We start from the raw sequence: 23,561 nt of genomic DNA, 5'->3' as shown, positions 1-23,561 counted from the left end.
CGGATTGATCAGCATCAAGGCGGATCAACGTGCGCCGGTTGCTAGCTCGACAAACCCGATTGGGACGGGCTCGCAGATGGATCTCAACGACGTCCTGCTTCAGATCGACACCTATTCTGATCCCACGTCGCCTAAAGCGATCGAGGACGCGGTCGGGTTCGTACGGCTGATAGGCGGCAAGGTTTCGGGTCTCGCCGTCGGTGTGAACTTTCCAATCCACAGCAATCGTATCGCAGATCGCCTCATCGGCCTAAGCAACATGGCCGCTGACGAGTTGGCCCGAAGTCTGGTCAACGGGCGCGCCAGCCTGGCGGCTTTCACCGCAGTGGCCGAAGCGGCTGGCGTATTCGGCGAGGTTCTGCTGGAGCGTGCGGACTACTATGCCGTGGCCGAGCACGTCGCCTTGCGCGCCCGCACGCGCGACCTCTGCATGACGCCGCTCGGCAAGCCGCTGGACGGCCAGATCGAGGTGGCGATTGGCGTCATCTTTGACTCCGGAAGACCCGTCTTGTTGTACCGCGCGGGGACGCTTTCGGCCACCGAACTCCAGACCGTGGTCGTGGCTTGGGATGGCGGGCGGAGCGCGGCGCGGGCTCTCTCGGACGCCCTGCCGATCCTTGCCCGGGCCGAGACCGTTCGTGTGCTTACGGTGATCAACGAAAAGCCCTCCGCCGTGTCGGGCCTCGCCGCCGAGGCTGCCCGTCATCTGAGAGCCCACGGCATCGATGCGGCGATCGACGAGGTCGATGGACGGAACGCGTCCATCGGCCAGAGCCTCGACGCCTACCTGGCCAAGACCGCCTGCGATCTTCTGGTGATGGGCGCCTATGGTCGATCGCGAGCGCGCGAGTTAATTCTGGGCGGGGCCACGCAGCACATGTTGCATGACCCCAAGGTTCCGCTGTTCCTGGCGCATTGAGCGCCTATCGTTCGGTGATGTCGCGCCATGACGGTTGAGGTGCTGAGCGGCCTGGACGAGACGCCGGCGGCCGCGCGCCTCACCGCGGTCGGTCTCAACGAGCTGCCGTGCGCCCGCGAGCGCGATCCCGAGGGGCGCGGTCGTTAGACTAGGCCTGCCGTAGACCGCGCCAAGCGTAAGGCGCCGGCGTTCGATTTGGCCAAGCTACGTCGTATTGCGCCTTCTAGGCGTCGTGCGACCGCCGAACCTGTTCAGGGCTTGTCCACGGGGCGCGGCATTGTGCTCGCGGACTTGGCGAACCGGATCGTGGCGGTCTTGCGCTTGTCGTCCAGAACGAACAGGTCATAGGTCCGCCCGCCCGGCGCCACCCGCAGTACGACGTGGCCGGTGACCGGGTTGAACAGCCTTCGCATCGGCGGCCCGATCGCCGCGGCGGCCTCCGGCGAGATCTGGGTCGCGAACGCCTGCGGCTCGCCAAACTTCGACCCGCTGGCGACCAGACGTTGGACCACCTCTTGACCGGGCTGGTCGGAGGTCCAGCACTGTTGGATCACGACGCGCGGCGCCAGGCTGGCCAGCAGGGTGGCGTTGTTGGCGTCGCGATTGCCGTGGTGGTCGAGGGTCATGGCCTCAACCGGACCAACCACGGCGGCCAGCGGCGTCTCAACATCCTGCCATGGCGCGCGTTCGGGACTTCCCAGGCCGGGATTATCTCCCCCGCTGAAGTAGCTGAACGCGCCGTAGCGGATCAGAAGCGCCACGCTAAGAGCATTCTCCGCCGCCTTGCCGGCTTGGCTGGCCTGCGCCTTGGAGAACAGTTCGCGCCTGCCGTCGTCGACGCCGTTCCATAGCCAACGCCCGGTCTTGAGCACCCGCACCGAGAAGCCGGACGCTGCGCCCAGGTCGTGAACTGGCGCGATCTGGTCGCTCGACCCGGCGCGAAGCGTCTCAACCTTAAGCTGCGATCGCACGGCCGCGTCGCGTGTGAAGGCGCGGTAGTTGGCGTAGGCCGCGTCCGAACCCGAGGCTAAGCCAGCGACGCCGTCCTCTTCGCCCCGATCGAGCAGCCGGCGGATATCAATCCTGGCGGCGACAGCGGCGAGGCCCGTCAAGCGATAGCCGCTGGTCTTGGAGAGCGGGGCCTCGGGGCGCATCGCGCCGATATGGTCGTCGTGATAGTGGGTGACCACGGCGTAGTCGAGCGCTGGCGGCCGGCCTGGTGGCGCATGGCGCGCTATATAGTTGGCGATCGTCCGACCAGCCCCTGCGCCAGCGTATGGGCGTTCGGGCCCCAGTTTCAAGGGCGCGAAACGCGCGAAGGCGGCCGGGTCCAACTCGCCGGCGTCGATCAGCATCGTCGTGCCGTCGGGCATGATCACGAAGGTAGCGTTGCCGCGTCCGGTGCTGATGTGGTGGATGTCGAGCAGGCCAGGGCGCCATGGGGGCAGGGGCTGACCAACCTGGCTTGTCGCCGGGGCCATCGCGACGGCGGACGGCGCTTTGATGGCGGCGGCCAAGACAAGGGCGAGGGCCAAGACGGCCCGGCGTGGCCGGCAGACGCCGCGAGCGAGCGGGGTGTCAGACAACGGCCGAGACTTCTTCTTTGAACAGCACCTCGAACAGGCAGATCGAGGCGGCGCCGATCAGGCCGGCGAACGAACCCAGGCTCGAGGCCAGCACCGGCGGCGCGGGGATCACGCGGCTGGGCTTGAAAGCGGCGTCGACATCGATGGCCTGCAGGAGGGCCGAGACGATGTGCGGCGGCAGCCGGCCGCCGAGAATGACCGCCGACGGATCGAGAATCCGCGCGGCGATATGGATCCCGGTTTCCAACTGAGCGCCCGCCCGGGCGATCCACTGACGCAAGGGGGGGCAGTCCTCCGGGCGCAGGTCTTCCAGGGCGTCGAAGTCGGCGGCGGCCACTCCGCGGGCCGCCAGGGACTCGAGCAGGTCCTGGCCCGAGGGCCTGGGCTCTCCCATCGGGTAGATGGCCCCGATGACGCCGGCGTTGCCGCGTTCACCGCGATAGAGGCGGCCGTCGAGCACCAAGCCACCGCCTATGCCATGACCGATATGCACATAGAGGAAAGACTTGAGATCGCGCCCCTGGCCGTTCACGCGCTCGCCGAGAGCCGCGCTGGCCGCGTCATTCTCGACGAACACTGAGACCGGCATGGCGCTGGCGAATTCCGCCGCCAGATCACGATCGAGCAGCGCTGGAAAATAGGCGTGCGCCTTGAGGAAAGCCGGGGTTTCGCCAAAGTCGCCAGGCAGGGCGAACCCCGCGCCGACAATCCGGTCGAGGGGAATGTCCAGTTGGGCGGCCTGCCGCAGCAGACCAGCGCGGGCGGTCTGGGTGATCACGTCCACATCGGCGGCCGCGAACCGCAAGCGCTCATGAGAGACCGGCCGGCCCGCCAGGTCGATCAGGCCCATCTCCATATAGCTGTGCGAGAAATAGACCCCGAACGAATAGGCGCCCTCTGGGCGCAGGGTGAGGGGGCGGCTGGGCTGGCCGCGGCCTCCGCGGCGAAGCACCGAGTCAGCCACCAGGCCGCGTTGTTCCAGATCGCGCACCAGTCGCGTGGCCGAAGCCGGCGCCAGGCCGGTGAGCTTGGCGATACTGTTTCGCGATATGGGCGCGTGCCGCCAGATCGCCCGCAGAACGGTGCGTTCACTTGGCGACAGGCTCCAGAGGGTCGGATCTGGCATTAATTTCCCAGGCAAGCTGAATTGTAAGCTCGGACTAGCCTGTCATGAGGCGGTGGGCAAGGAAGTTTGGAGACGGGGTGACCGTTGGTTGGGCTCAAATTAATTTCACGATAAGTCAAAATGTCATGAATCGGCTTTATGGGCACCTCACGTCGAAGTCATCAAGGGGACTGCCATGTCGATCACCTCCAAGCCCGTCGTCTGGGCCGCCTCCGCTCTGGCGCTTGGTCTCGGCGTCGAGCCGGCCATCGCTCAGTCGACCGACCCGAATAGCGGTGCGACGGTCGACGCGTTGGTGGTCAGCGGCAATCGGCAGGTCGATACGCCCAGTGACACGATCAAGCGACGCGCCCCAGGCGTTGTCGACTCCATCACCGCCCGCGACATCGCTCGATTGCCCGACACCACCCTAGCCGAGGCCCTTGATCGCGTGGTCGGAGTGAGCTCCGACAAGTTCACCCAGACCTCGGAGGCCGGATCGACGACCGTGCGGGGCTTTGACGCCCGCTACAACAGCATGGATATCGACGGCAATCCGATCTGGTTCACCAGCCAGAACAATCGCGGCGCCCAGCTGGCGATCTTTCCCGCCTCGATCGTCAATCAGGTCAACGTCTTCAAGACCGTGACTCCGGATCAGGACGCCAACGCGGTCGGTGGACACATCTCGCTGCGCACGCTGCGGGCCTTTGACGGCGGATCCAAACCCTATCTGTCACTCGGCGCGCGGGTTGGGGCCTATGATCAGGATGGATCGGGAGGCCAGGGCGGCCCCTCCTACCGGATTTATGGCGCTGGCAAGACGACCTTCGGTGCAGAAGGGAAGTTCGGCGCCGTTCTTGGTTTCGACAGCCAACGCACCCGCAATTTCGACCGCTATGTCGCCGTCGACGGCTATAGCCAAGTGTCGGGGAGCGACCAAGTCAATGGCGGAGTATATCAGGGCAAGTACGACAAGGATATCCGGCGCAATGCGGTCTATGGCAAGCTCGAGGCGCGAGCCAATGACAGGCTGTACGCCTTTCTTTCGGCCAATGTGTTCGACGAGCACACCAAGCAATACCTGCAGCGGAGCGGCGTCTATATCTATCAAACCAGCGGCCGGACGACCGACTATTCCAACGGGAAGGCCAATTTCAACAAGGCCGTGGGCCAGACAAAGGAATATGACTACGACATCAAGCGCCAGGCCACCGTGCTGGGCGGCGGCGTCGACTATCAGCTCGGCGCGCGCGGCGTTCTAGCCCTGCGCGGCAACTATACCGACTACGACTATGACGTGGACCTGCGCTATCCTGAAACCTTCCAGATGTCGGGCCTGAGCGGATCCTATGACGTCTCCGGCGATCGCCCGTCGGCGAGCGTATCCACCCCAGGCTTCGGCGATCCGGCCAATTGGGTCTACCGCAACGCCAGCGCCTCTTATCAGCAGTTCCAGCGTCTATCCGACAAGGTCTACGCCCTGCGCGCCGACTATGATTTCAACAGCGGCCACTCCGCGCGCGGGCTGGGCTTCAAGGCGGGAGCCGCCTGGACCCGTCTTGATCGCGACTACGACCAAGCCCAGGACAATTACAAGCTGCCCACCGGGATGACGTTGCGGCTGTCGCAGGTGGCGCCGGCGGGATCGAGCCTTGCGGACAACAGCGCCATGGAGAACGACTGGAGCGCCTTTTGGGCCGCCATGCGGTCCAATGGCGTCCTGACGCGCGATGATCAGGCGACCGCCGACTATCGCCTCACCGAAGACGTGGCCTCGGGCTATGCGAGCATGTCCTTCACCGGCGATCGCTATCGGCTTTTGACCGGCCTGCGCTACGAGCATACCCGGTTCGAAAACGACACGGCCGATATCATCAACGGCGTGACCAAGACGGCCACGCGTCATCGCGGCTACGACAACTGGCTACCCAACGCCCAGGCCAGCTTCGACGTCACCGACAAGCTGCGTCTTCGGGCGGCCTTCACCAAGACCCTGGCTCGAGCCGACTTCTCCGATTTCGCCATGGGGCGCACGACCACCCTCGATAGCCTGGGCAACCCCGTCATCAAGGGCACCAACCCCAATCTGAACCCGCGCCAATCGACCAATTATGACTTGGCGGCGGAATACTATTTCCAGGACGGCTTCGCCTCGATCGGAGTCTTCAGGAAGGATTTGCACGAAGAGACCTTCACCCAGCGCACGCAGCAGTTCGACGCCGCGGGCGTGGCCATCCTCACCGAAGAGGTTCCGCTCAACACCGGCGCGGCCCAGGTGAAGGGCCTGGAGGTCAGTCTGGTCAAGCGTCGCTTTGAGAGCCTGCCGGGGCTGCTGAAGGGTTTGGGATTCAACGCCAACTACACCTATCTCGACGGTCGCTGGGATGTCGTTTTCACCGATGGTGCGCGGCGCGGCGTCGATGGCTTGCGCAACCAGCCCCGCTGGCTGGCGAACGTCATGGTCAGCTATGACGCCGGGCCGCTGGACCTGAACCTCGCTTGGCGCCTGCGCGGGCGAACCTTTACCGGCGCCTTCGGAACCAGCGCCGAAAAGGACGTGTGGATCGATCGTTACGAACAGCTGGATCTGCAGGCCAACTTCGTCGTGCGCCACGGCCTTCGCCTGTTCGCCGAGGCGCGCAATCTCACCAATCAGGACTGGCGTCAGACGACCGGCGCGACCGATGTGGCGGCTCAAGCCGTCAACCCGGGGCGCAGCTACTTCGCCGGCGTGAAATACCGCTACTGACGACTACCGCTCGGCGGTGGCTTCGGATTCTGGGCGGCGCGCGCTAAAGGCGACGCTGGGGTGGAGACCGGCGTCGCGACCGGAGCGGCCGGCGCCGGCCAGGTCCTGTATGGCGTGACGGCGGGGAGCGATGATGAACCAGGCGGCCAATGATCCGGGCGAGGATCGATCTGGGGGCCTGGCTGCGATCGGGCTGGTCTATGTGGCGCTGTTCCTGGGGCGAGGCGTGGCTTCTCCGCTTATGCCGCTGTGGCTCGACAGCCGTGGATTGTCCGGGGAGGCCCTGGCGATGGTTCTGGCCGCGCCCAACCTGGCGCGGCTGTTGACCGGACCCGCCATAGCGTTGGCCGCCAATCGCCTGGCGCTGCAGAGATCCGGCCTCATCTGGCTTGGGGGCGCGATTGGCCTGGGGTTCGCGGTGCTTGGCGTCAGCAGGAGCCCTGGGGTCCTGGGCGGGGCCTGGTTTTTGGCCGCCACCGCTTCGGCCGCCTGCTTGCCGCTGCTCGATGCCATGGCCCTGACGGCCGTTCGCGCGAGCGCCTGGACCTACGGGCGAATGCGGGCTTTAGGATCAGCCGCTTACGCCGTGGCCAGCCTAGCGGGCGGCTTCGCGCTGAAGCTATTTGGGCCGACGGCCTTGCTTGTCTGGAGCCTGGCTGCGGCGGCCATGCTGGCGTTGGGCGCAAGGACGCTCCCGCCGTTCAGAGTGGCTGAGCGGGTTTCGCCCAAAGACGGCCCGATCGAAACGCTGCGCCGCCTATGGGAGGCGCCAGGATTTGGCCGGGTGACGATCGTCCTGGCGCTGGTCCAGGGGTCGCACGCACTCTTCTATGGTTTCTCGAGCCTTCTGTGGCGCGACCGGGGTTTCGACGGGGTCCAGATCGGCGCCTTGTGGGGCGCCAGCGTGGTCGCTGAGATTATGTTCTTGGTGGTCGCCGAGCGTGTCCGCGAAGCCTTGAGCGACTGGGGGCTTTTGAGGATCGGCGCTGCCGTCGGCGTCGCGCGCTGGATCGCGATGGCGCTGTCGCCGAGCTTCGAAGCTCAGCTCGTGCTGCAAGGTCTGCATGCGCTGAGCTACTCGGCGACGTTCGTGGCCGCCCTGCACCTTATCGGAGCCAACGCTGCGGCTCGGGACAGCCGGGTCGCGCAATCGATGTGCGCGGGCGTGGCCGGCGGCTTCGGCGTTGGCTTGGTGATGCTGTGTTGCGGAAGCTTGTATAACCGCATGGGCGCCGGCGCCTATTGCGTCATGGCCGGCCTGTCGGGGCTGGCCATTCTGGCGATTGGGCGCCGGCGCGCGAACCCGTCTTGATCTACCGCGCGATCAGGGCCGCGGCGGCGCGCGGTTGGGTCAAGGTGGGTGAGCGCGTGGGGAAGGCCCGCGCCCCATAGTAGTAGTTCAGGCTGTCCTTGAGGTTATAGAGCCCTGGTTGGGGGGCGTCGGTGGCGGACGAGGTCCAGTTGACGCCCCAGATCTTGACCTTGCGATTGTCGAGCATGACCGAGTCCTGGATGCTTCGTCCGAAGCGGCCGTGCAAAATCACCCTGTCGGGATACTTGCGGATATTGATCCACATCGTATCGCCTAGCCCCATGTTCACGGGGCTTAGATAGGTCTGGCCGAGGCCCGCGCCGCGCGGGATGGCCTCGACCACGAAGCTCGAGGCGCTGAGATAGAAGTTGAACTGATGAGGGCCCAGCACTGGATTGGCCGAGCAGAAGCGGGCGGGGGCGCTGAAACGATCCGGGATCTTGAACTCATAGGTGAGCGGCTGTGTGGCGCGCTTGCCGGCCACCAGCGGCCGCACCGTGCTCTTGACCCCGATCACCCCATCCTTTGGGTAGAAGGTCAGCGTCAGGGCGGAAAGCCCGCGGATGTCGTCGCTGTCCTCGTCAAAGGCGTGGGCGTCGCCATCGATCGTCAGCAGGGTGAGGGCGCCTTGGTCCTCGCCCTGGCAATCTAGCCCTGACAAATCGACCGGAACGCTGATCAGCAGGCCGGTGTTGGTCTCCATGGGCGCCAGGACGGGAACCGCGTCCAGCCAATACGACTTGGCGCCATTGGCCGGGCCGATCTCCGCCAGGGGGCGCGCGCCGGGCTTGATCACCAGCATTTCGGCGGCCGAGGCGCGTGAGCCGGCGCAAAGCCCCAGAACGCCTAGCAGGGCGCAATGCGTCAGGGCGCGCGTCAAAGGTCTGATCTTGCTCATTGGGCGGCGGCCTTGATGTAGTTGCGCAGCAGCAGATAGACGTCGGGGCGGTCGGTGGTGATCAGAGCGTGCTTGGCGCCGCTGAACACGAGATTGGCGTGCTGGTCGCCGCGCCCGTCCGTATCGGTATTCGGGTTGTGCTCCCAGGCCATGCCGAAGTTTCCATGCCGCCCGCCCGGTCCCGAAGGATCGATGTTCCAGATCGCCGAGCGCCGACCGGTGACGCGCAACAGATAGTCCATCAAGTCAGCGTAGCGCGTCGGGCGTCCGCTTTGGTCGAACGCATCGAACGGGCGGCCCTGCCAATGCTTGTTGGAGGGGATGGTCGTGTCCCAGAAGGCCACCGAACGTGGCGCGATCCGCATCCATTCGGCGACGTACTGGGTGGTGTAATCGCTGATGGGAGCGTTCGGATCGGGTTCGGGTGGCTTTTCGTCCCATTTGGGGCGCACGGCGTCTGGACCCGGTGCGAACATCAGTTTCTCGAAATCCTCGCCCAGCGCGGCCTTGAGGAAGGATGGGCAAGGCACGGCGCTTTGCGGAAACTTTACGACGACCCAGCTACGGAGGTCCGGGCGTTGCTTGCCCGACGGGTCCTTCAGTTCATGGTTGATCGCGGCGATGGTCGCCAGGGTCTGATCTTCCGACGATCGGTTGGCAACAACGTGCTGGCGGTTCTGGGGGTCGTTTGGGTCGGCCTTGCAGCTAGCGATCGGAACCCAGGTCGGGTCCGGATAGGCGTCCTGGAAGCCGATGATCTCGTTCTTGAACCCATCCTGGCTGGCGGTGGGCCGCAGCTGCTTGAGGACCTTGGCGAATTTCACATCCAGCACCACCAGCATGCCTCGATCGGCGGCTTGGCTGACGAAGTCGCGCAAGGGCGTCAAGGTGGCGTTGGTGAGCGCCCCGTCGCGGTCCTTGAGCCGTAGCTTGGACACCATGGTCGTGTTCTTGGAGGGCGCGGTCATCAGGAACCCGGCCGCGCCGTCGATCCCAGTCTGGGGAATGACCTGCTCGCCGCTGTAGCTGGTGAAGCCGCGATAGTCGGTGAAGTGGGTGACAAAGACCTGGCCCCAGGGCGTGGGTTTGCCCGTCTGGTCTTCCCGAACGAGAAAGACGTCGAACTCGACGGTCTGAAATCCGGAGTCCTTGGCCGCCACGAGCCCGTCGAGGGAGTTCTCGGCCGCTCCGCCTATGGTCGTCTTGGCGATCTGGAATTGGGGATTGGTCGCGGCTTGTGGGTCGTTGAGCTTCAATCCCCAGACGCCGCGGTGAGCGTTGATGATCATGTCGACGCCATTGACGTCGACCGCCTTGATACGGTCCTGCAGAGCGCACGCCGAGAGGCCCGGGGCGCGGGGGCGATGGCAGGCGTGACCTTCTGGATAGTAGTCCTGGCAGCCAGAGACCGAGGTGTCGGTGAAGGTCTCGCCGTCATCCTTGACGACGACGCACCCGCTGGTCGGCGCCTGGGCAGCCGTCGCCGACGCGACGGGGGCCGCCACGGCGCCGTGCTCGCCGCTCATCAGCGCCAGGCACAGCGCGGCGGTCGACAAACTCGATCTCAACCGCGTGCGCGCGGGTTAATAGGTTCGAAACATCCTGATCTCCTTAGGAAAGGTCAGACATTACAGGCGGTTTCGGAGGTGCAGGTGAGTATCTCGACGGACGTGGAGCCAACGCCGCACGTGTTCGAGAAATAGAACACCCGAATAGGTGTCTTTGATATCATCGCGGATTTGATCATTTGAACTTTGAGTTCATAGTCCAACTGGTTGGCCTTGTTTTTATCAGGGTCGGAATTTTGGACAAATTCGATTTCGGAGTAGTACTTTCCCCCGAGCTCGCTCTTGAAGCCATCCGAGGCGACGGGCGCAAAGCCGGTCGTGTCGGTGCGATAGAGCAGGCGAGGGAAAGGCTTGTAGGGGCCCGGCGTCGTGCTGATCGCGGACTCTATCACCTCGGTGACATAGCCACGTTCGCACACCGTGTCGGCCTGAGCGCCAGAGGTCAGGGCGGTCGAAAACACAAGGGCGCCAATGAGTGTCGTTGTTTTGCTCATGCGCTTAACGGCGCGTTACGGGCGCGGGCAAGGTTTGGGAAGGCCATCTTCACGTTCCGATAGATTTCGATGTTGATGAGCGACGCTCGCGCGCCATCGCGTTCAGCGCTGCGCGTTGCAGGCGCTCTCGCTCGAGCAGAGCATGATCTCGAGGTGCTTGGCCGCTTCCGTGCAGCTGCCGAAATCGGAATAGACTCGGACGGGTGTGCGCGAGAGGAACGCCATATTCAGCGCGGCCAGTTTGTTGCGCAGATCCATCTCGTCGTCGCCGGGCTCCAGCGAGATTTCGCTGTAGGACCTACCGTGCAGATAGACCTTGTAACCGTCCGAGATGGTTGGGGGCGCAAAGCCCGTGCCATCGACGCGGAAAAGAACGCGCGGCCAATTCCGGGGTCGCCCTCGCACGGTGTCCTGGGCCGACACGATGATTTCGCTGACATAGCCGCGCTCGCAAACGCCGGCGGCTTGCGCCGGGGCGTTCAGCCCTCCGGCGAGCGTGACGGTGGTCGCCATTAGCGCCAACGCCTTCTTGAACCTTGAACCTGCGACCATTCTCATCCTCGGCTGCGCCTGATCGGCGAATGAAACCTGTCGCGGCCGGATCAGCCGCGGGTTGGGGAATAGGCCAAGTTCGCGTCAATTTAATTACATAATAGAATTAATTGCCTGTGGGTGGGGAGGCGTCGATCGTCTGGCGACCGTTCTTGACGCAGGGCGCCGCCAACTTTGCGACCGCGGCGCGACTCATGGCCGTCAAGGACGTCGTGCCGCGTGCGAGGATTGTCATGACGCCTGAAGGCTTTTCCGAACTTGCTTCCCGCCTGTGCCCAGGCGTCCAAGTCAGGCCAGTGCTTGACGCGGTGCAGTTTCGCATCGGCGACAAGGCCTTTGCCACCCTGGGCTGGCCAGCGTCGGGGTGGGCGGTCGTCAAGCTCAGCCGAAAGGACCAGGCCAAGGCGATCGCCCGAAGTGACGCTGTCACCGTGGAGCCCGGGCGACGGCGCAGCACGGGTGTGACGTTGGTGCGCCTGCAGGGCGTCGACGAGGTGCTGATGGCCGAGATGTTGAGGTCGGCTTTCGGTGAGGCCTACACCCACGGCAAAAGTGGCGGCAGGCCTTTTGATGAGCGGCTAATGACGGCCGGGCGCAGATAAGGGGGCGAAAAGTGGATCTGGCCCAGCGCTTCGCCCGTGGCATGGCCGGACCTGGCTATCGCCGAGACCCAGGTCGTTTCGACTGCATGGTCGAGGTCAACCCTTGGACGCCTGAACCAGATGCATTGGCGGCCATGCTCTATCGCGGGGTCATCGTCTCTGCATGGGCAGCAGGTCCTCGATCGCGCCGGGAAACGCCGGCCCCGGGCTCAGTTCGATGGGAGCCAGCGCTTCGGTTCGGCGCGAGCGTATGCGCGGCGTAACGGTGCGAGCGGTCAAATCGTGCCTATGGTCGATCGTGACCGCCCACGTCCACTAGATTTCCTCGATCGCGCCGACGCCGCCCGTCGGGTTGGCGGGAACTCGATAGGATTTTAGGACGAACCGCTCATAGTTCCGATCAAGAACGGTGGTTACGCCGATCAGATCGATCCGGGCGGCGTCGGGCCGCAGGGTGACCAGCCCGTAGCCCTTGGTCAGATGCTGGCAGAACCGAACCTCAGGGCAGGCCTTTGAAAAAGCCGGGCCCAGCTCGACGTCGCCCAGCATGTTGCCAAGACTGCTGCTGGTGATGGCGGTGACGCCGAGTTCCGCGGCCACGCGCCGATCTTGGGCGTCGTGGAGTTCATTGACCCAGAAGGCATGGCTGTCACCCGACAGCACCAGGGGCCGGCTCCCGGTCTCGGCGAACATTCGGTCCATGCGAGCGCGAGCGGCGGGATAGGAATCCCAGCCGTCGAATTCGAACGGAACATCGCTCGGGAGAGTCGCCAGTTGCTCCAGCCAGGGGCGCAGGATGGGTGTCACCTGCGCAAAGGCCCGCGTCCAGCCCTCCTTTCCCAGGAAGCCGGCGATGTCGGCGCCTGTCGTGTGCGCCATCACCACCTGATTGCCGATGACCTGCCAAGGCTTCCCAGCCCGCACCGACTGCTCCAGGCGGTCGCGCAGCCAAGCCTCCTGCGCATGGCCGTAGACGCTGCGTTCGGGGCGGGACATGGCGCGACGGATGGAATCGGCGTCCATCCTGACGCCGTAGGGTGCCGCCACGGGGCGGCCCTGGCTGAACGCGGTCAATATCTTCCGCCTGAGCTCGGGGTTGGAGACCACCACTGGCTGGTCCGGCGCGGTCAGGTCCACCGCATTCCAGGTCACGTCATTGGGGTCGCGCAGATTGATCTGGCGGTCTCGGCCGAGGAACCGGTTTTCGACCATGATGAGGGTCGCCAGATCGCCCAGTTCAAAGGTCCGATTGATCGCGAGCAGCGATACGCCCGGTTCGGGCTCCCGAATGGGAATCCATTCATAGAAGGCCCGCACGGCGGCGTCGCGACGATCGCTCCAGACGCCTTCGTCGGGTTGATGATTCTGCGCCCCGCCGCTCCAGGAGTCATTGGCGGTCTCGTGGTCGTCCCAGACACAGATCCAGGGCGCTCGCGCGTGGGCCGCCTGCAGATCGGCGTCCAGCTTGTAGCAGGCGTGCCGCTCCCGATAGTCGGCGAGCGTGCGGGCCTCGTTCGCCGGGGTGGGGGCGCGGCCGATTTTCTGCCCGATGCTCATGCCGAGTTGGTCGGGGGCGCCGCCGTATTCGTAGATATAGTCTCCCAGATGCAGAACGAGATCGACGCGATCGAGGTTGGCGATGTCGCGGTAGGCGTTGAAGAATCCGGTCGAATAGAGCGCGCAGGATGCGACGGCGAGGACCATTTCCGACACGGCGCCGACCGGAAGGGTGCGCGTGACGCCGACGGGGGAAATCTGATCGCCGGCGCGGAAACGGTAATGGTACTGGGTGTTCGGTCGCAGCCCCGCGACATCGACCTTGACGGTGAAGTCACGGGCGCTGGTCGTTGTCGCCGCGCCGCGCTGGACCACGTTCTTGAAGCCGATGTCGGTTGCGACCTCCCACTCCACGGACACCGCCGCGGCGTCGGGCCGCAAGGGCGTGGCGCGGGTCCAGAGAATGACCCGATCCTGCAGGGGATCGCCGGAGGCGACGCCGTGCAGGAAGCGCGCGGGCTCTTCGGAGCGCGCGGCGGCTTTCGCCGCCGTCGCTGCATAGGCGGCCGCGCCAACGAGGCCGAGCGCCGCTCGTCGATCAAGTTTCATGGTTCTGGTTCCCTGGGAGGGCGGTGACCGTCGCGTCGGCGCTTCGGTCACCGCCGATGCGTCAGAAGCGAGCGCTGACTTCGAGCCGCACGGTGCGGCGGGGCCCCGTGATGAAGGTCGGCATGCCGAAGGAGTCGCCCGTGTTCCCGCCGTCGACGATGTATTTCCTGTCCAGCAGGTTCTCGCCCATGACCGCGAACGACCAGGGGGCGGACGCGGGGACAAGGCCGAGACGGATGTTCAGGAGACCGAAGGCGTCCTGGTATTCATCGACCGTCTTGTCCGAAAACGCCGGGCGAGAACGGACCTGAAGGTCGGCGCGATCGTTGTCGTCGGAGAAGAAGATCTTCGATTGCCAGCTGTAGACGGGGGTGAGCGATAGCTCGCCCAGGCGCGTCGAAACGGCGGCGTTGACGCCCAGCGCGAACTTGTTGTCCGGGCTGTTGCGGAAACTGTTGCCGTCGTAGGCGCCGCCGGTGAAGCGCGCATGATTGTAGGCGTAGCTTCCGAACACCGACACGCCGTCCGTCAGGCGCCAGGTCGCCTGGGTCTCGAAGCCGGTCGCCTTGGCCTTGCCGGCGTTCACCGGCTCCAGGCGATCTCCGTTCCGGCGGAAGGTCTGGAAATTGGAGTAGTCGAAGCTGTAGATCGACGCATCGCCGTACAGCGCGCCGCTGAAGAGGCGATATTTGATCCCCGCTTCGGCGGACGCCAGTTCTTCGGCGGGAAGTATGTTGACCGCGCCGGAGGCGGCCAGGTCGATGCTCTCCGGGCGTTTGCCGATCCCATAGACCGCGTAGACATTCACGGTCGGCGTCATCTGATACCGTAGCCCGGCACGTCCCGTGGCCAGGCTGGAGGAATGGTCGCCCGTGACGACCGCGCCGGCCGGCGTCAGGGTCATCAGCAGCGCGGCTCCGGTCAGGCGCGATACGCCTTTGGGCGTGGTGACCTGCATGGACACCGCCTTGTCGTCCCAGGTCAGGCGCCCGCCGACAAAGGCCTGAAGCTTCTCGGAAAGATGGAACGTTCCGTCGGCGAACAGGTCATAGGTTTCGATATCTGCCGTCTGTCGCCGGCGATCCAGGTGGAAGGGCTTGTAGTTGGCCGCCGCCGAGCCGAGAGCCGCATTGATCTGGCTGTTCGTCAGGCCGTTCGGCGCATATCGGTGCAGCGCGCCCGACAGCAGCATCGCCATGGCGCGCTCGTCGGCGCCGAGGTCCGTCTGCTGGGAATTGCTGGCCTTGAAATAGCTGGCGCCGACGAAGCCTTCGAAAGCGCCGTCACGCCGAATGTTGAGGCGCAGTTCCTGGGAGAACTGTTCGCCGTCATTGCAAAGATCATAGGCGATGATGTTGGTGGGCGCGCCGTCGATATCGCCCGCCTGACAGGCCTTGTACCAGCGATACCCGCTGATCGACGTCAGGTCCAAGCGCTCGTTCAGGGACAGGTCCGCGGTCCCGCTGAGCCCCACGATCTTGCGCCGGCTGTAGTCCGCCGCCATGTCGCCGAACGTGCCAAGGTGGGTCGGCGTCCAGAAGCGCAGGTCGCCCTCGACCGCGCCGGTCTGTTGGTTGCGGGGAAGGAAGACGTTGGACTTGAAGGCGCCGCCGCTGTCGGTGTTGTCGCGGTCGTATGTTCCCGAGAACCGGAAGTTGAAGGTGTCGGTGGGCTCGTAACGCGCTGTCAGTCGATAGGCTTGGCCGTCAACGTTGTTATAGGTTCCGCCCTGGGTGTTCTTCAGGAAGCCGTCTCGCTTGCGCTGCAGCGCCCCGATGCGAAGGCCGAACTTCTCGTTCACCGGAAGATTGGCCACGGCCTGCGCCAGCCGCTGACCATGGTCGCCCAGCCCGGCGCGGACCTCCAGGCCGAGCGTGTCGGTCGGCATTTTCTGGAAAGTGGAAATCCCCCCGTTCAAGGCCGAGCGACCATGCAGGGTCGATTGCGGACCCTTTTCGACCTCGACGCGGTCGACGTCGAACATCTCGCCATAGGCTGAAGCAATCTGCGTGATCGGCACGCCGTCCTGGAAGAGGGCGACCCGCGGTTCGGCCGCCGGCGACGTATCGTCAGAGGTGATGCCGCGTAGAGAAATCCCCGGCAGCAGGCGATCCTGAAGTTGGATGACCAAACCCGGCGTCTGCTGGGCGATCCTGTCCAACTCCGTCACCCCCAGCCGCTCCAGCGTCGCGCCGTCATAGGCGCTGATCGACATGGGCACTTCCGAAATGCGTTGGGTGCGCTTCTGCGCCGTGACGATGATATCGCCCACGGTCGCGACATCATCACGAGCTGGCAACTCCTGACCAAACGCTTGTCCAGCGCCAAGCGCGCTGATGCCGCAGCAAAGCGCCAGACGGAAGGCCGAGAAAATTCGTTGTGCCGGCATAGGCGACCGCCCCCTAAAAGCCATTGAATGGGCGCTTAATCGCAGATGATTATGACGTCAACATAACAGTTGTCCTAATCTAAGCCGCAAAATGCCTCGATCGTCGCGCGCGGGATTGAACGGTTGTCTAGTTCTTGTGGCGCGCGATCAGCCAGCTCACCAGCCGGTCGCGGCGGTCGTCGCCGTCCACGCCGGATAGGATTGTCTGTCCGGTGGCGATCATCGAAGCGGTCTGGCCGTCGAGGGCGTCGAGACCGGGATAGCCCCTGGATCTTAAGAGGCGGACATAGTTGACGCCACGCCAGCGGCGCTGATCGATGACATACGGAGACAGCGCCGGATTCCGCGCGGCGGCCAGGACCACGGCCAGCTCCCCGCGCGCTACGGCTTGGCCGCGCCACAGGATCGGATCAACGCCAGGCGGCGGCGGAGGCGGATCACCGCGCCCGTCGGCGATCAGATAGACCCCGCTGATCGCCGCCTTGAACAGGTCCGCCGCGGTTCGGAAATAATAGCCCACGGCCGAACGCGATAAGCCGGCGCGCTCGGCGACCGCCCGATGGGTGAGCGCTTCGGCGCCGCCGTCGACCAGCACATGACAGGCGGCGAGGGCGGCGTCGCGCTTTGGGCCTGGCCCCATGGCGTCCGCCGGGAGATCGCCCGCTGGCAGGCCAAGGCGCCCGTCCATTCGCCGCACCAGTCGCGAGAACAGCGGCTCGCGCCCGAGGCCGTCGCGTTCCAGTCGGCTGGCCAGCCGGTCGATCGTCATCCGGCGCAGCAGGCGGTAGTCCGGATCGTCGCCCACGACCAGGCCGTTGAATCCTTCATCCGTAACATAGGCGGCGGCCAGACCGGCCCATATGGCGGCGTCCTCGATCCGCTCCTCGAACAGCCGCGTCCAGAACGCCCTGCGCTCGGCCAGCCACGGCGCCACCAGGGTCGCGACCTCAGCGTCGCGCGGCGCCCTTAGCACCAGGTCCATCCAGATCAACTGCGTCAGGCGCCCCTCGGCCTGGACCAGGGCGTCGAGATATTGCTCCAGGATGGCGGCCACGGCCTGACGCTCCAGTCGCTCGAGACCATCCAGGCGCGCCAGCCATTCGTCGTGCCAGCGGCGATCGCGAAGCCGCTCGCGTGCGACGACCTCGCTCAGGATATCGGCCTTGGCGCCGAGATGATAAGCCAGGGCGCCGGACGTAGCGCCCACGGCGTCGCCCAGGCGACGGAAGCTCATCGCGCGCAAGCCGCCCTGGGCGAGCTCTCGTCGAGCCGCCTCGATCAGGCGATCTACCTGGGGCTCAGCGGCGGGAACGGCGTCGGGTGGTCTTGAGGTCATGACTTCCTATAGCGCGAGCGCGCCTGCGAACCTCGAGAAGGATCCACTCTTGCTCGACGGTATTTTATGCGAGCGGCCGCACCGAACAATCGCGATGCGTACACTTGGTTGAAGAGGTGTCCCTAACACTCAGACTACCAGACCTGACCGTCCGTTGAAGGTCCGGAATCTGGAGCTCGCCAAGTTCTGCTCCTGGCGCTTGTTGGACATAATCGCCCCCCGGGATCAAGCCGCGTTTGAAACGGGGCCCCGGCCGCGTCGGCGATGGAGCTTTAGACCCTCTTTTCCATCCTGAACATGCCCTCGTCCTCGGAGCTGTTCACGCCGTGTTTGTCGTCATGATCGGAGCGGCCATCGATATAGTACTCCACGATCTTGAAGCCGCAGCGATTGACATAGAAATGAATATTGCGCTTCTCGAAATAGGGTGTGTGGGTTTCCCAAATTCTGGCTTCAGAGTGCTGGCGTTCTATCGCTCGCCAGGCCTGCTGGCCGAAGCCCTGTCCATGCTGGCCCGTCTTGATAAACAAGAAGTCGAGGCTGTTGCGGCCGTTGCGAACGTCGACCGTGACAATGGCGCCGCCGACGACCACGCCAGCGACGAGGATGTCATAGGCGACAGCGCCCGGCGCATCGAGCGATCGTTCGATATCGTGATCGGACGGAATAGGCTCCTGGGCGCGGCCAAGCTGTTCCCCCGCGGCGGTGGTGAACGCCTCTTGAAGATCGGCTTTGAAGCGCGATCTCCCGGCGGGCTCGAGCGCCTTTAGTCTCACCATCGGGTGGACAGCCTCGGTCCCGTCGGCGCGACGAAATCCAAGTCGAGTTTGCCCCTCCGCGAGCCATGGCGAGGCGCCTGAAGCAACGTCGTCATCGTGATGTTATCGCCCGACTTTCACGAGCAGATGCTGGAGTGTACGCGTCATGTGTTTCTCGACCGCGCTTCGTGAAATTCCGAGCCGCTCGGCCGTCTGAGCATGGGTGAGGCCATCGAACTTGTGCAGCCAGAAGACTTGCTGCGTTCTAGGGGGCAACTCCGCGAGCGCCTGGGTCAATCGCTCAAGCCGTAGGCGAGCGTCCGCCGCGGCCTCGGCGTCCGGCGAATCCGCGATGTCGGCTCCGTCCACGGTCGTGTGGCTTACGCTCCGCCAAACAGCGTCGCGGGCCTCGGAACGGCGTCGAGCACGAAGCCGGTCCAGCAGTAGGTTGGAGGCCAATCGATAAAGATAGGCGGACGGGTTCTCGATGGTGTCGCTATCCACCCGCTGAACCTTCAGGAAGAGATCCTGCATCAAGTCCTCAACGTCCACGCTCGCGCGAGTACGGATAGAGAAAAAGCGACGCATGTCCTCCCGCCGTGCGAAGTAGGCGAGGATCAGTGCGTGCGTTCTCGGCGTGTGTGGAGCTTCTTTCACGAGGCCTCGAGTTCGGTGGCTCCGGGATCGCTAGGCCGGCTCAAGGCCGCCGCCGAGCGCGGCGTAGAGCGCGACCATGGCCGTGAGCTGGTCGTGTCTCAGCGACAGCAGCGCCTGGCGCGCCGCGTAGTCGGCGCGCTGCGCGTCGAGCAGCTCAAGCCGGCCGTCCAGACCGGCGCGATAGCGCAGCCTCGAAAGGCGCAGACGCCGAGCGGCGGCCTCGGCCACGCCTTCTTGGACATTGACCTGATTGGCGTAGGTGGCCTGGGCCGCGAGACCGTCGGCCACTTCCCGGAAAGCGACTTGGATCTGCTTTTCATAGGCGGTCACGGCGAGCGATTTGCGCACCTCGCTCAAGGCGATGGCGCCCCGCAGTTGTCCGCTCCTGAAGATCGACTGGGTGATCTGGGGGGCGAACGACCAGGCGCGGCTTGCAGGATCGAGCAGCGCGCCGAGATCAGCGCTGGCGCCGCCGAGCGCTCCGGTCAGCGAGATCCTGGGCAGCAGGGCCGCACGCGCGGCACCGACGTCGGCGTTGGCGGCGCGCAGCATGTGCTCGGCCTGGGCGATATCTGGTCGGCGGACCAGTAGTTCGGCGGGGAGGCCGGGCTCCAGCTGGGTCGGAAGTGGCTGATCGGCCAGGCGAATGGGCGGCGGCAGCGAACCCGGCTCCGTGGCGCCGAGCACGAGCTCAAGGGCATTGCGGGCGCGGGCGACGGCGCGGCGACCGGCCTCTCGATCGGCTTCTGCTTGGCGTACGAGGCCCTCGGCCTGGGCGACGTCGAGGCCGCTGGCTTGCGAGGCCGACTTGAGCCGCTGGGCGATGTCGAGCGATGCGCGCCAGTCCGCTAGAGTGGCTTCGGTCAGCGTCAACTGCTCCTCGGCCAGGCGCTCGTCGAGATAGGCCGTCGCGACGGCCGAGATGAGTGTAATCCGCGCGGCGTGCGCGCCCGTCTCGCTGGCCAGATAGCGCTCGGAGGCGGCGCTGGACTGGGCCCGGAGGCGTCCAAACAAGTCCAGCTCGAAGGCCGTCAATCCAAGATTGCCCGCATAGGCGTCCGACCGGCCCTGAGACGGTGAGCGCTCTTGGGTCCTGGACAGATTGGCGTCGAGGCTCGGGCCCAGGGCGCCGCGCGCGATGCCGCGTTCGGCGCGGGCGGCCTCGACGTTCAGCAGGGCGGCGCGGAGGTCCCGGTTGTGGTCGAGGGCTTTACTGATCAGAGCCTGAAGCCTCGGATCGCCATAGATCCGCCTCCAGGCCAATGATCTTGCCGCAGGCATGTCCGTCGCCACGCCGCCTTCGATCACGGGATAGACCGCGGCGACCGGCGCCGCAGGGAGTTCCAGGCGAGGCGTGACGGAGCAGGCGCCAAGCAGCGCCGCGCTGCAAAGGATCAGAGCACGCATGGATCAGCCCTCCGCCGAAGCGGCTTTGTGTCGGGAGGTCAGGCGCTCGGCCGCGCCGACGATCACGACGAAGAAGACGGGAACCAGGACGATCGTCAGCAAGGTGCCGGTAATCATCCCGCCGAACACGCCGGTGCCGATGGCGTGTTGGGTTTCGGCGCTGGCGCCCGAGGCGAGAACCAGGGGGACGACGCCCAGGGCGAAGGCCAGGCTGGTCATCAGGATCGGACGCAGGCGAAGCTTGGCCGCATGGATGGCCGCTTCTGTCAGCCCCATGCCCTGAGCGCGGCTGGCCTTGGCGAACTCGACGATCAGGATGGCGTTCTTGGCCGAGAGGCCGATGATGGTGATCAGCCCGACCTTGAAGAAGACGTCGTTGGGCAGGCCGCGCAAAAGCACCGCGGCCAGGGCGCCGATCAGGCCCAGCGGGATCGCCAGCATCACCGACAGGGGGATCGACCAGCTTTCATAAAGCGCCGCCAGGACCAGGAAGACGACCAGCATCGATAGGGCGAGCAGGGCGGGGGCCTGGGCGCCCGCCAGCTTCTCCTGCAGCGACTGACCGGTCCACGCGACCGCGTAGCTCCCGGGAAGCTGGGCGGCCAGCCGCTCCATTTCGGCCATCGCCTGACCGCTCGAGACGCCGGGCGCGGCCGATCCGGTCAAGCGAACCGACGGATAGCCGTTGAAGCGCGTCATCTGCGCCGGCGCCTTCGTCCAGACCGGCGTCACCACTTCTGACAGCGCCACCATCCCGCCGGACTCGTTGCGGACGTAGAGTTTCAGCACGTCGCCGAGCTGCATCCGGAACGGCGCGTCGGCCTGGACGATCACCTGCTGCAGACGGCCGGCGTTGACGAAATCGTTGACGTAGCTGGAACCCAGGGCGGTGGACAGGGTGTCGCCGATCGCCGCGAAGGAGACGCCCAGGGCCTGGGCCCTTTGGCGGTCGATATCGAGCCGCACCGTCGAGCCCGGCGGCAGGCCGTCGGGATAGACGCCGGTCACCAGCTTGCTCTGAGCCGCGAGCTCGAGCAGGCGCGTCTGGGCCTTGATGAGGGCCTCGGGGCCACGGTTGGCGTGGTCCTGCAGCGCCAGGGTAAAGCCCGACGAGTTGCCGAGTTCGTCGATCGACGGCGGCATCACCGACATGATCTCGCCTTCGCGTTGGGCCTTCATGGCTTCGGTCGCGGCCTGGACTTCGCCGGCGCTAGTGGCGCCCTCGCGCTTCTTCCAGTCCTTCAGCATCGTGAAGACGAGCGCGGCGTTGGGGCCTTGGCCCGAGAAGCTGAAGCCGGTGACGGCCTGGGTCGTCTCGATGGCCGGGCGCGTGCGGGCGTAGTGCTCGAAGCGCGCGACGGCTTCGCTGGTGCGTTGCGCCGTGGCGTCGGCCGGCAGTTGGAACGAGGTCATGAAGTAGCCTTGGTCTTCCTCGGGAAGGAAGGCCGACGGCAGGACCAGGAAGGCGCCCGCCGTGACGGCGGCGACGACCCCGAACGCAGCCATCGCGCGCCCGCCCCGGCGCAAGACCTTGCCCAGCACGCGCTCGTAGCTCTGGGTCATCCGATCGAAGCGCTGGTCGAACCAGGCAAAGAAGCCTTTCTTCGGCGCATGGCCTTCGATCGGCTTGAGCAAGGTCGCGCAGAGGGCCGGGGTCAGCGACAGGGCCAGGAAGGCCGAGAACAAGATCGAGACGGCCATCGACAGGGTGAACTGGCGATAGATCGCGCCGACCGAACCGTCCGCCAGGGCCATCGGGATGAACACCGCCGCCAGCACGGCGGTGATGCCGATGATCGCGCTGGTAATCTCCGACATCGCTTTGCGGGTGGCGTCCTTGGGCGAGAGGCCTTCGGTCGCCATGATCCGCTCGACCGCCTCGACCACGACGATGGCGTCGTCGACAATGATGCCGATCGCCAGCACCATGCCAAACATGGTCAGCACGTTGATCGAAAAGCCCGCCGCCAGCATCACCGTGAACGTCCCCAAGAGGGCGATCGGCGCGACGATGGCCGGGATGAGGGTGTAGCGGACCTTCTGCAGGAACAGGAACATCACCAGGAACACCAGCGCCATGGCCTCGACCAGGGTCTGGACGACCTTCTCGATCGAGATCCGGACGAAAGGCGCGGTGTTGAAGGGGATGGCCAATTTCATGCCAGGCGGCGCGACTTTCTGCAGCTCGTCCAGCCGGGCCTGGATCGCCGCCGCGGTTCGCACCGCGTTGCCGCCGGGGGAAAGCTGAACGCCCAGGGCTGTGGCCGGCTGGCCGTTCTCACGGGTGGCGAAGTTGAAGTTCGCCGAGTTCAGCTCAATGCGTGCGACGTCGCCCAAGGTGACGCGCGAGCCTGAGGTATTGGCGCGCAGCACGATGGCCTTGAACTGCTCGACGGTCTGCAATTGGCCGTCGGCGGTCAGCGGGATGGTCACGCGCTGGTCTTTGACCGTCGGTTCGCCGCCCAGCGCGCCGGGCGCGAGTTGCTGGTTCTGGGCCGCGATCGCCGCCGTGACGTCGCTTAGCGCGAGATTGAAGCCGGTCAGCTTATTGGGGTCGACCCAGATCCGCATGGCGCGCTCGGAGCCGAACATCTGCACCCGGCCGACGCCCGGCACGCGCTTCAGCTCATCGGCGATGTTGCGGACCATGTAGTCGCTGAGCGCGACCTCGTCGTCGCGCCCGTCGATGCTGCGCAGGCTGACCATCATCAGGAAGTTGGAGGCGGCGCTTTCGACGCTGACGCCGGTCTGGCGCACGGTCTGGGGCAGGCGCGGCTCGATCGTCTTCAGGCGGTTCTGGACGTCGACCTGGGCCAACTCCGGGTTCGTGCCCGGCTTAAAGGTGGCCGTGATCGAGGCCGAGCCCGACGTATCGGTCGACGACTCGAAGTAGAGCAGGTTCTTGACGCTGGAGAGCTCGCGCTCGATTAGGCCGACGACCGAGTCGTTCATGGCCTGGGGCGTGGCCCCCGGATAGCTGGCGTAGATGCTGACGGTCGGCGGCGCCACGACCGGGTAGCGCGCCACGGGCAGGCGAGGGATCGCCATCAGGCCGGCCAGGACGATCGCGATCGCTATAACCCAGGCGAAGATCGGCCGCTCGATGAAGAACTTCGGCAT

The 23,561-nt window shown here is 65.4% G+C and carries 17 protein-coding genes; 4 read left to right on the top strand and 13 right to left on the bottom strand.

Going from position 1 to position 23,561, the window contains the following annotated elements; all coding sequences use genetic code 11:
* Positions 1-4 precede the first annotated feature (4 nt).
* The gene (locus Q0379_RS01080; protein ID WP_299003293.1) at positions 5-919 is read left to right on the top strand and encodes a universal stress protein; all 915 of its coding nucleotides are present in this window, start codon (positions 5-7) and stop codon (positions 917-919) included.
* A 251-nt stretch (positions 920-1,170) separates the two neighbouring features.
* Here Q0379_RS01080 and Q0379_RS01075 read toward each other — a convergent pair whose 3' ends face one another.
* Positions 1,171-2,505 (bottom strand): MBL fold metallo-hydrolase, encoded by a 1,335-nt coding sequence (locus Q0379_RS01075; protein WP_299003291.1) that lies wholly within the window; start codon positions 2,503-2,505, stop codon positions 1,171-1,173.
* Positions 2,498-3,631, bottom strand: a complete 1,134-nt coding sequence (locus Q0379_RS01070; protein ID WP_299003288.1) for an ROK family transcriptional regulator — start codon at positions 3,629-3,631, stop codon at positions 2,498-2,500. Before Q0379_RS01070 ends, Q0379_RS01075 begins: the two co-directional genes overlap by 8 nt.
* 175 nt (positions 3,632-3,806) lie before the next feature.
* Between Q0379_RS01070 and Q0379_RS01065 the strand changes: the two genes are divergently transcribed.
* Complete coding sequence (locus tag Q0379_RS01065; protein WP_299003285.1) at positions 3,807-6,362, top strand: TonB-dependent receptor; 2,556 nt, start codon at positions 3,807-3,809, stop codon at positions 6,360-6,362.
* 133 nt (positions 6,363-6,495) lie between these two features.
* Positions 6,496-7,674, top strand: coding sequence for an MFS transporter (locus Q0379_RS01060; protein ID WP_299003283.1), 1,179 nt, complete (start codon positions 6,496-6,498; stop codon positions 7,672-7,674).
* A gap of 1 nt (position 7,675) precedes the next feature.
* Here the strand turns inward: Q0379_RS01060 and Q0379_RS01055 are convergent, their stop codons facing one another.
* The 4 genes from Q0379_RS01055 to Q0379_RS01040 form a co-directional block, all read right to left on the bottom strand.
* The gene (locus Q0379_RS01055) at positions 7,676-8,572 is read right to left on the bottom strand and encodes a hypothetical protein (RefSeq protein ID WP_299003281.1); all 897 of its coding nucleotides are present in this window, start codon (positions 8,570-8,572) and stop codon (positions 7,676-7,678) included.
* The gene (locus Q0379_RS01050) at positions 8,569-10,128 is read right to left on the bottom strand and encodes a hypothetical protein (protein ID WP_299003279.1); all 1,560 of its coding nucleotides are present in this window, start codon (positions 10,126-10,128) and stop codon (positions 8,569-8,571) included. The genes Q0379_RS01055 and Q0379_RS01050 overlap by 4 nt, the downstream gene beginning before the upstream one ends.
* Before the next feature lie 65 nt (positions 10,129-10,193).
* Positions 10,194-10,634, bottom strand: coding sequence for a hypothetical protein (locus tag Q0379_RS01045; protein WP_299003277.1), 441 nt, complete (start codon positions 10,632-10,634; stop codon positions 10,194-10,196).
* Between the two features lie 102 nt (positions 10,635-10,736).
* Positions 10,737-11,147, bottom strand: coding sequence for a hypothetical protein (locus tag Q0379_RS01040; protein WP_299003275.1), 411 nt, complete (start codon positions 11,145-11,147; stop codon positions 10,737-10,739).
* A 233-nt stretch (positions 11,148-11,380) separates the two neighbouring features.
* Between Q0379_RS01040 and Q0379_RS01035 the strand changes: the two genes are divergently transcribed.
* Positions 11,381-11,788 (top strand): hypothetical protein, encoded by a 408-nt coding sequence (locus Q0379_RS01035; RefSeq protein ID WP_299003273.1) that lies wholly within the window; start codon positions 11,381-11,383, stop codon positions 11,786-11,788.
* A 315-nt stretch (positions 11,789-12,103) separates the two neighbouring features.
* On the opposite strand, the gene Q0379_RS01030 is transcribed toward Q0379_RS01035, so the two are convergent.
* From Q0379_RS01030 to Q0379_RS01000, 7 genes are all read right to left on the bottom strand, one after another.
* Positions 12,104-13,945: an alkaline phosphatase D family protein gene (locus Q0379_RS01030; RefSeq protein WP_299003271.1), complete on the bottom strand. Its 1,842-nt coding sequence runs from the start codon at positions 13,943-13,945 to the stop codon at positions 12,104-12,106.
* 10 nt (positions 13,946-13,955) lie between these two features.
* Positions 13,956-16,166, bottom strand: a complete 2,211-nt coding sequence (locus Q0379_RS01025) for a TonB-dependent receptor (RefSeq protein WP_299003268.1) — start codon at positions 16,164-16,166, stop codon at positions 13,956-13,958.
* 244 nt (positions 16,167-16,410) lie between these two features.
* A complete protein-coding gene (locus Q0379_RS01020) occupies positions 16,411-17,619 on the bottom strand; it encodes a TetR family transcriptional regulator (RefSeq protein WP_299003265.1) in 1,209 nt (402 codons plus the stop codon).
* Between the two features lie 272 nt (positions 17,620-17,891).
* Positions 17,892-18,398, bottom strand: coding sequence for a GNAT family N-acetyltransferase (locus tag Q0379_RS01015; protein ID WP_299003262.1), 507 nt, complete (start codon positions 18,396-18,398; stop codon positions 17,892-17,894).
* 102 nt (positions 18,399-18,500) lie between these two features.
* The gene (locus Q0379_RS01010; RefSeq protein ID WP_299003259.1) at positions 18,501-18,965 is read right to left on the bottom strand and encodes a sigma-70 family RNA polymerase sigma factor; all 465 of its coding nucleotides are present in this window, start codon (positions 18,963-18,965) and stop codon (positions 18,501-18,503) included.
* Between the two features lie 99 nt (positions 18,966-19,064).
* The gene (locus Q0379_RS01005; protein ID WP_299003257.1) at positions 19,065-20,441 is read right to left on the bottom strand and encodes an efflux transporter outer membrane subunit; all 1,377 of its coding nucleotides are present in this window, start codon (positions 20,439-20,441) and stop codon (positions 19,065-19,067) included.
* A 3-nt stretch (positions 20,442-20,444) separates the two neighbouring features.
* Positions 20,445-23,561 (bottom strand): efflux RND transporter permease subunit, encoded by a 3,117-nt coding sequence (locus Q0379_RS01000; RefSeq protein ID WP_299003254.1) that lies wholly within the window; start codon positions 23,559-23,561, stop codon positions 20,445-20,447.

The sequence above is a fragment of the uncultured Caulobacter sp. genome (genome assembly GCF_937900395.1).
In the GTDB taxonomy this organism is placed as follows: domain Bacteria; phylum Pseudomonadota; class Alphaproteobacteria; order Caulobacterales; family Caulobacteraceae; genus Caulobacter.
Note: the sequence above shows the minus strand (reverse complement) of the source record. Positions and strands in the feature narration are given on the sequence as shown.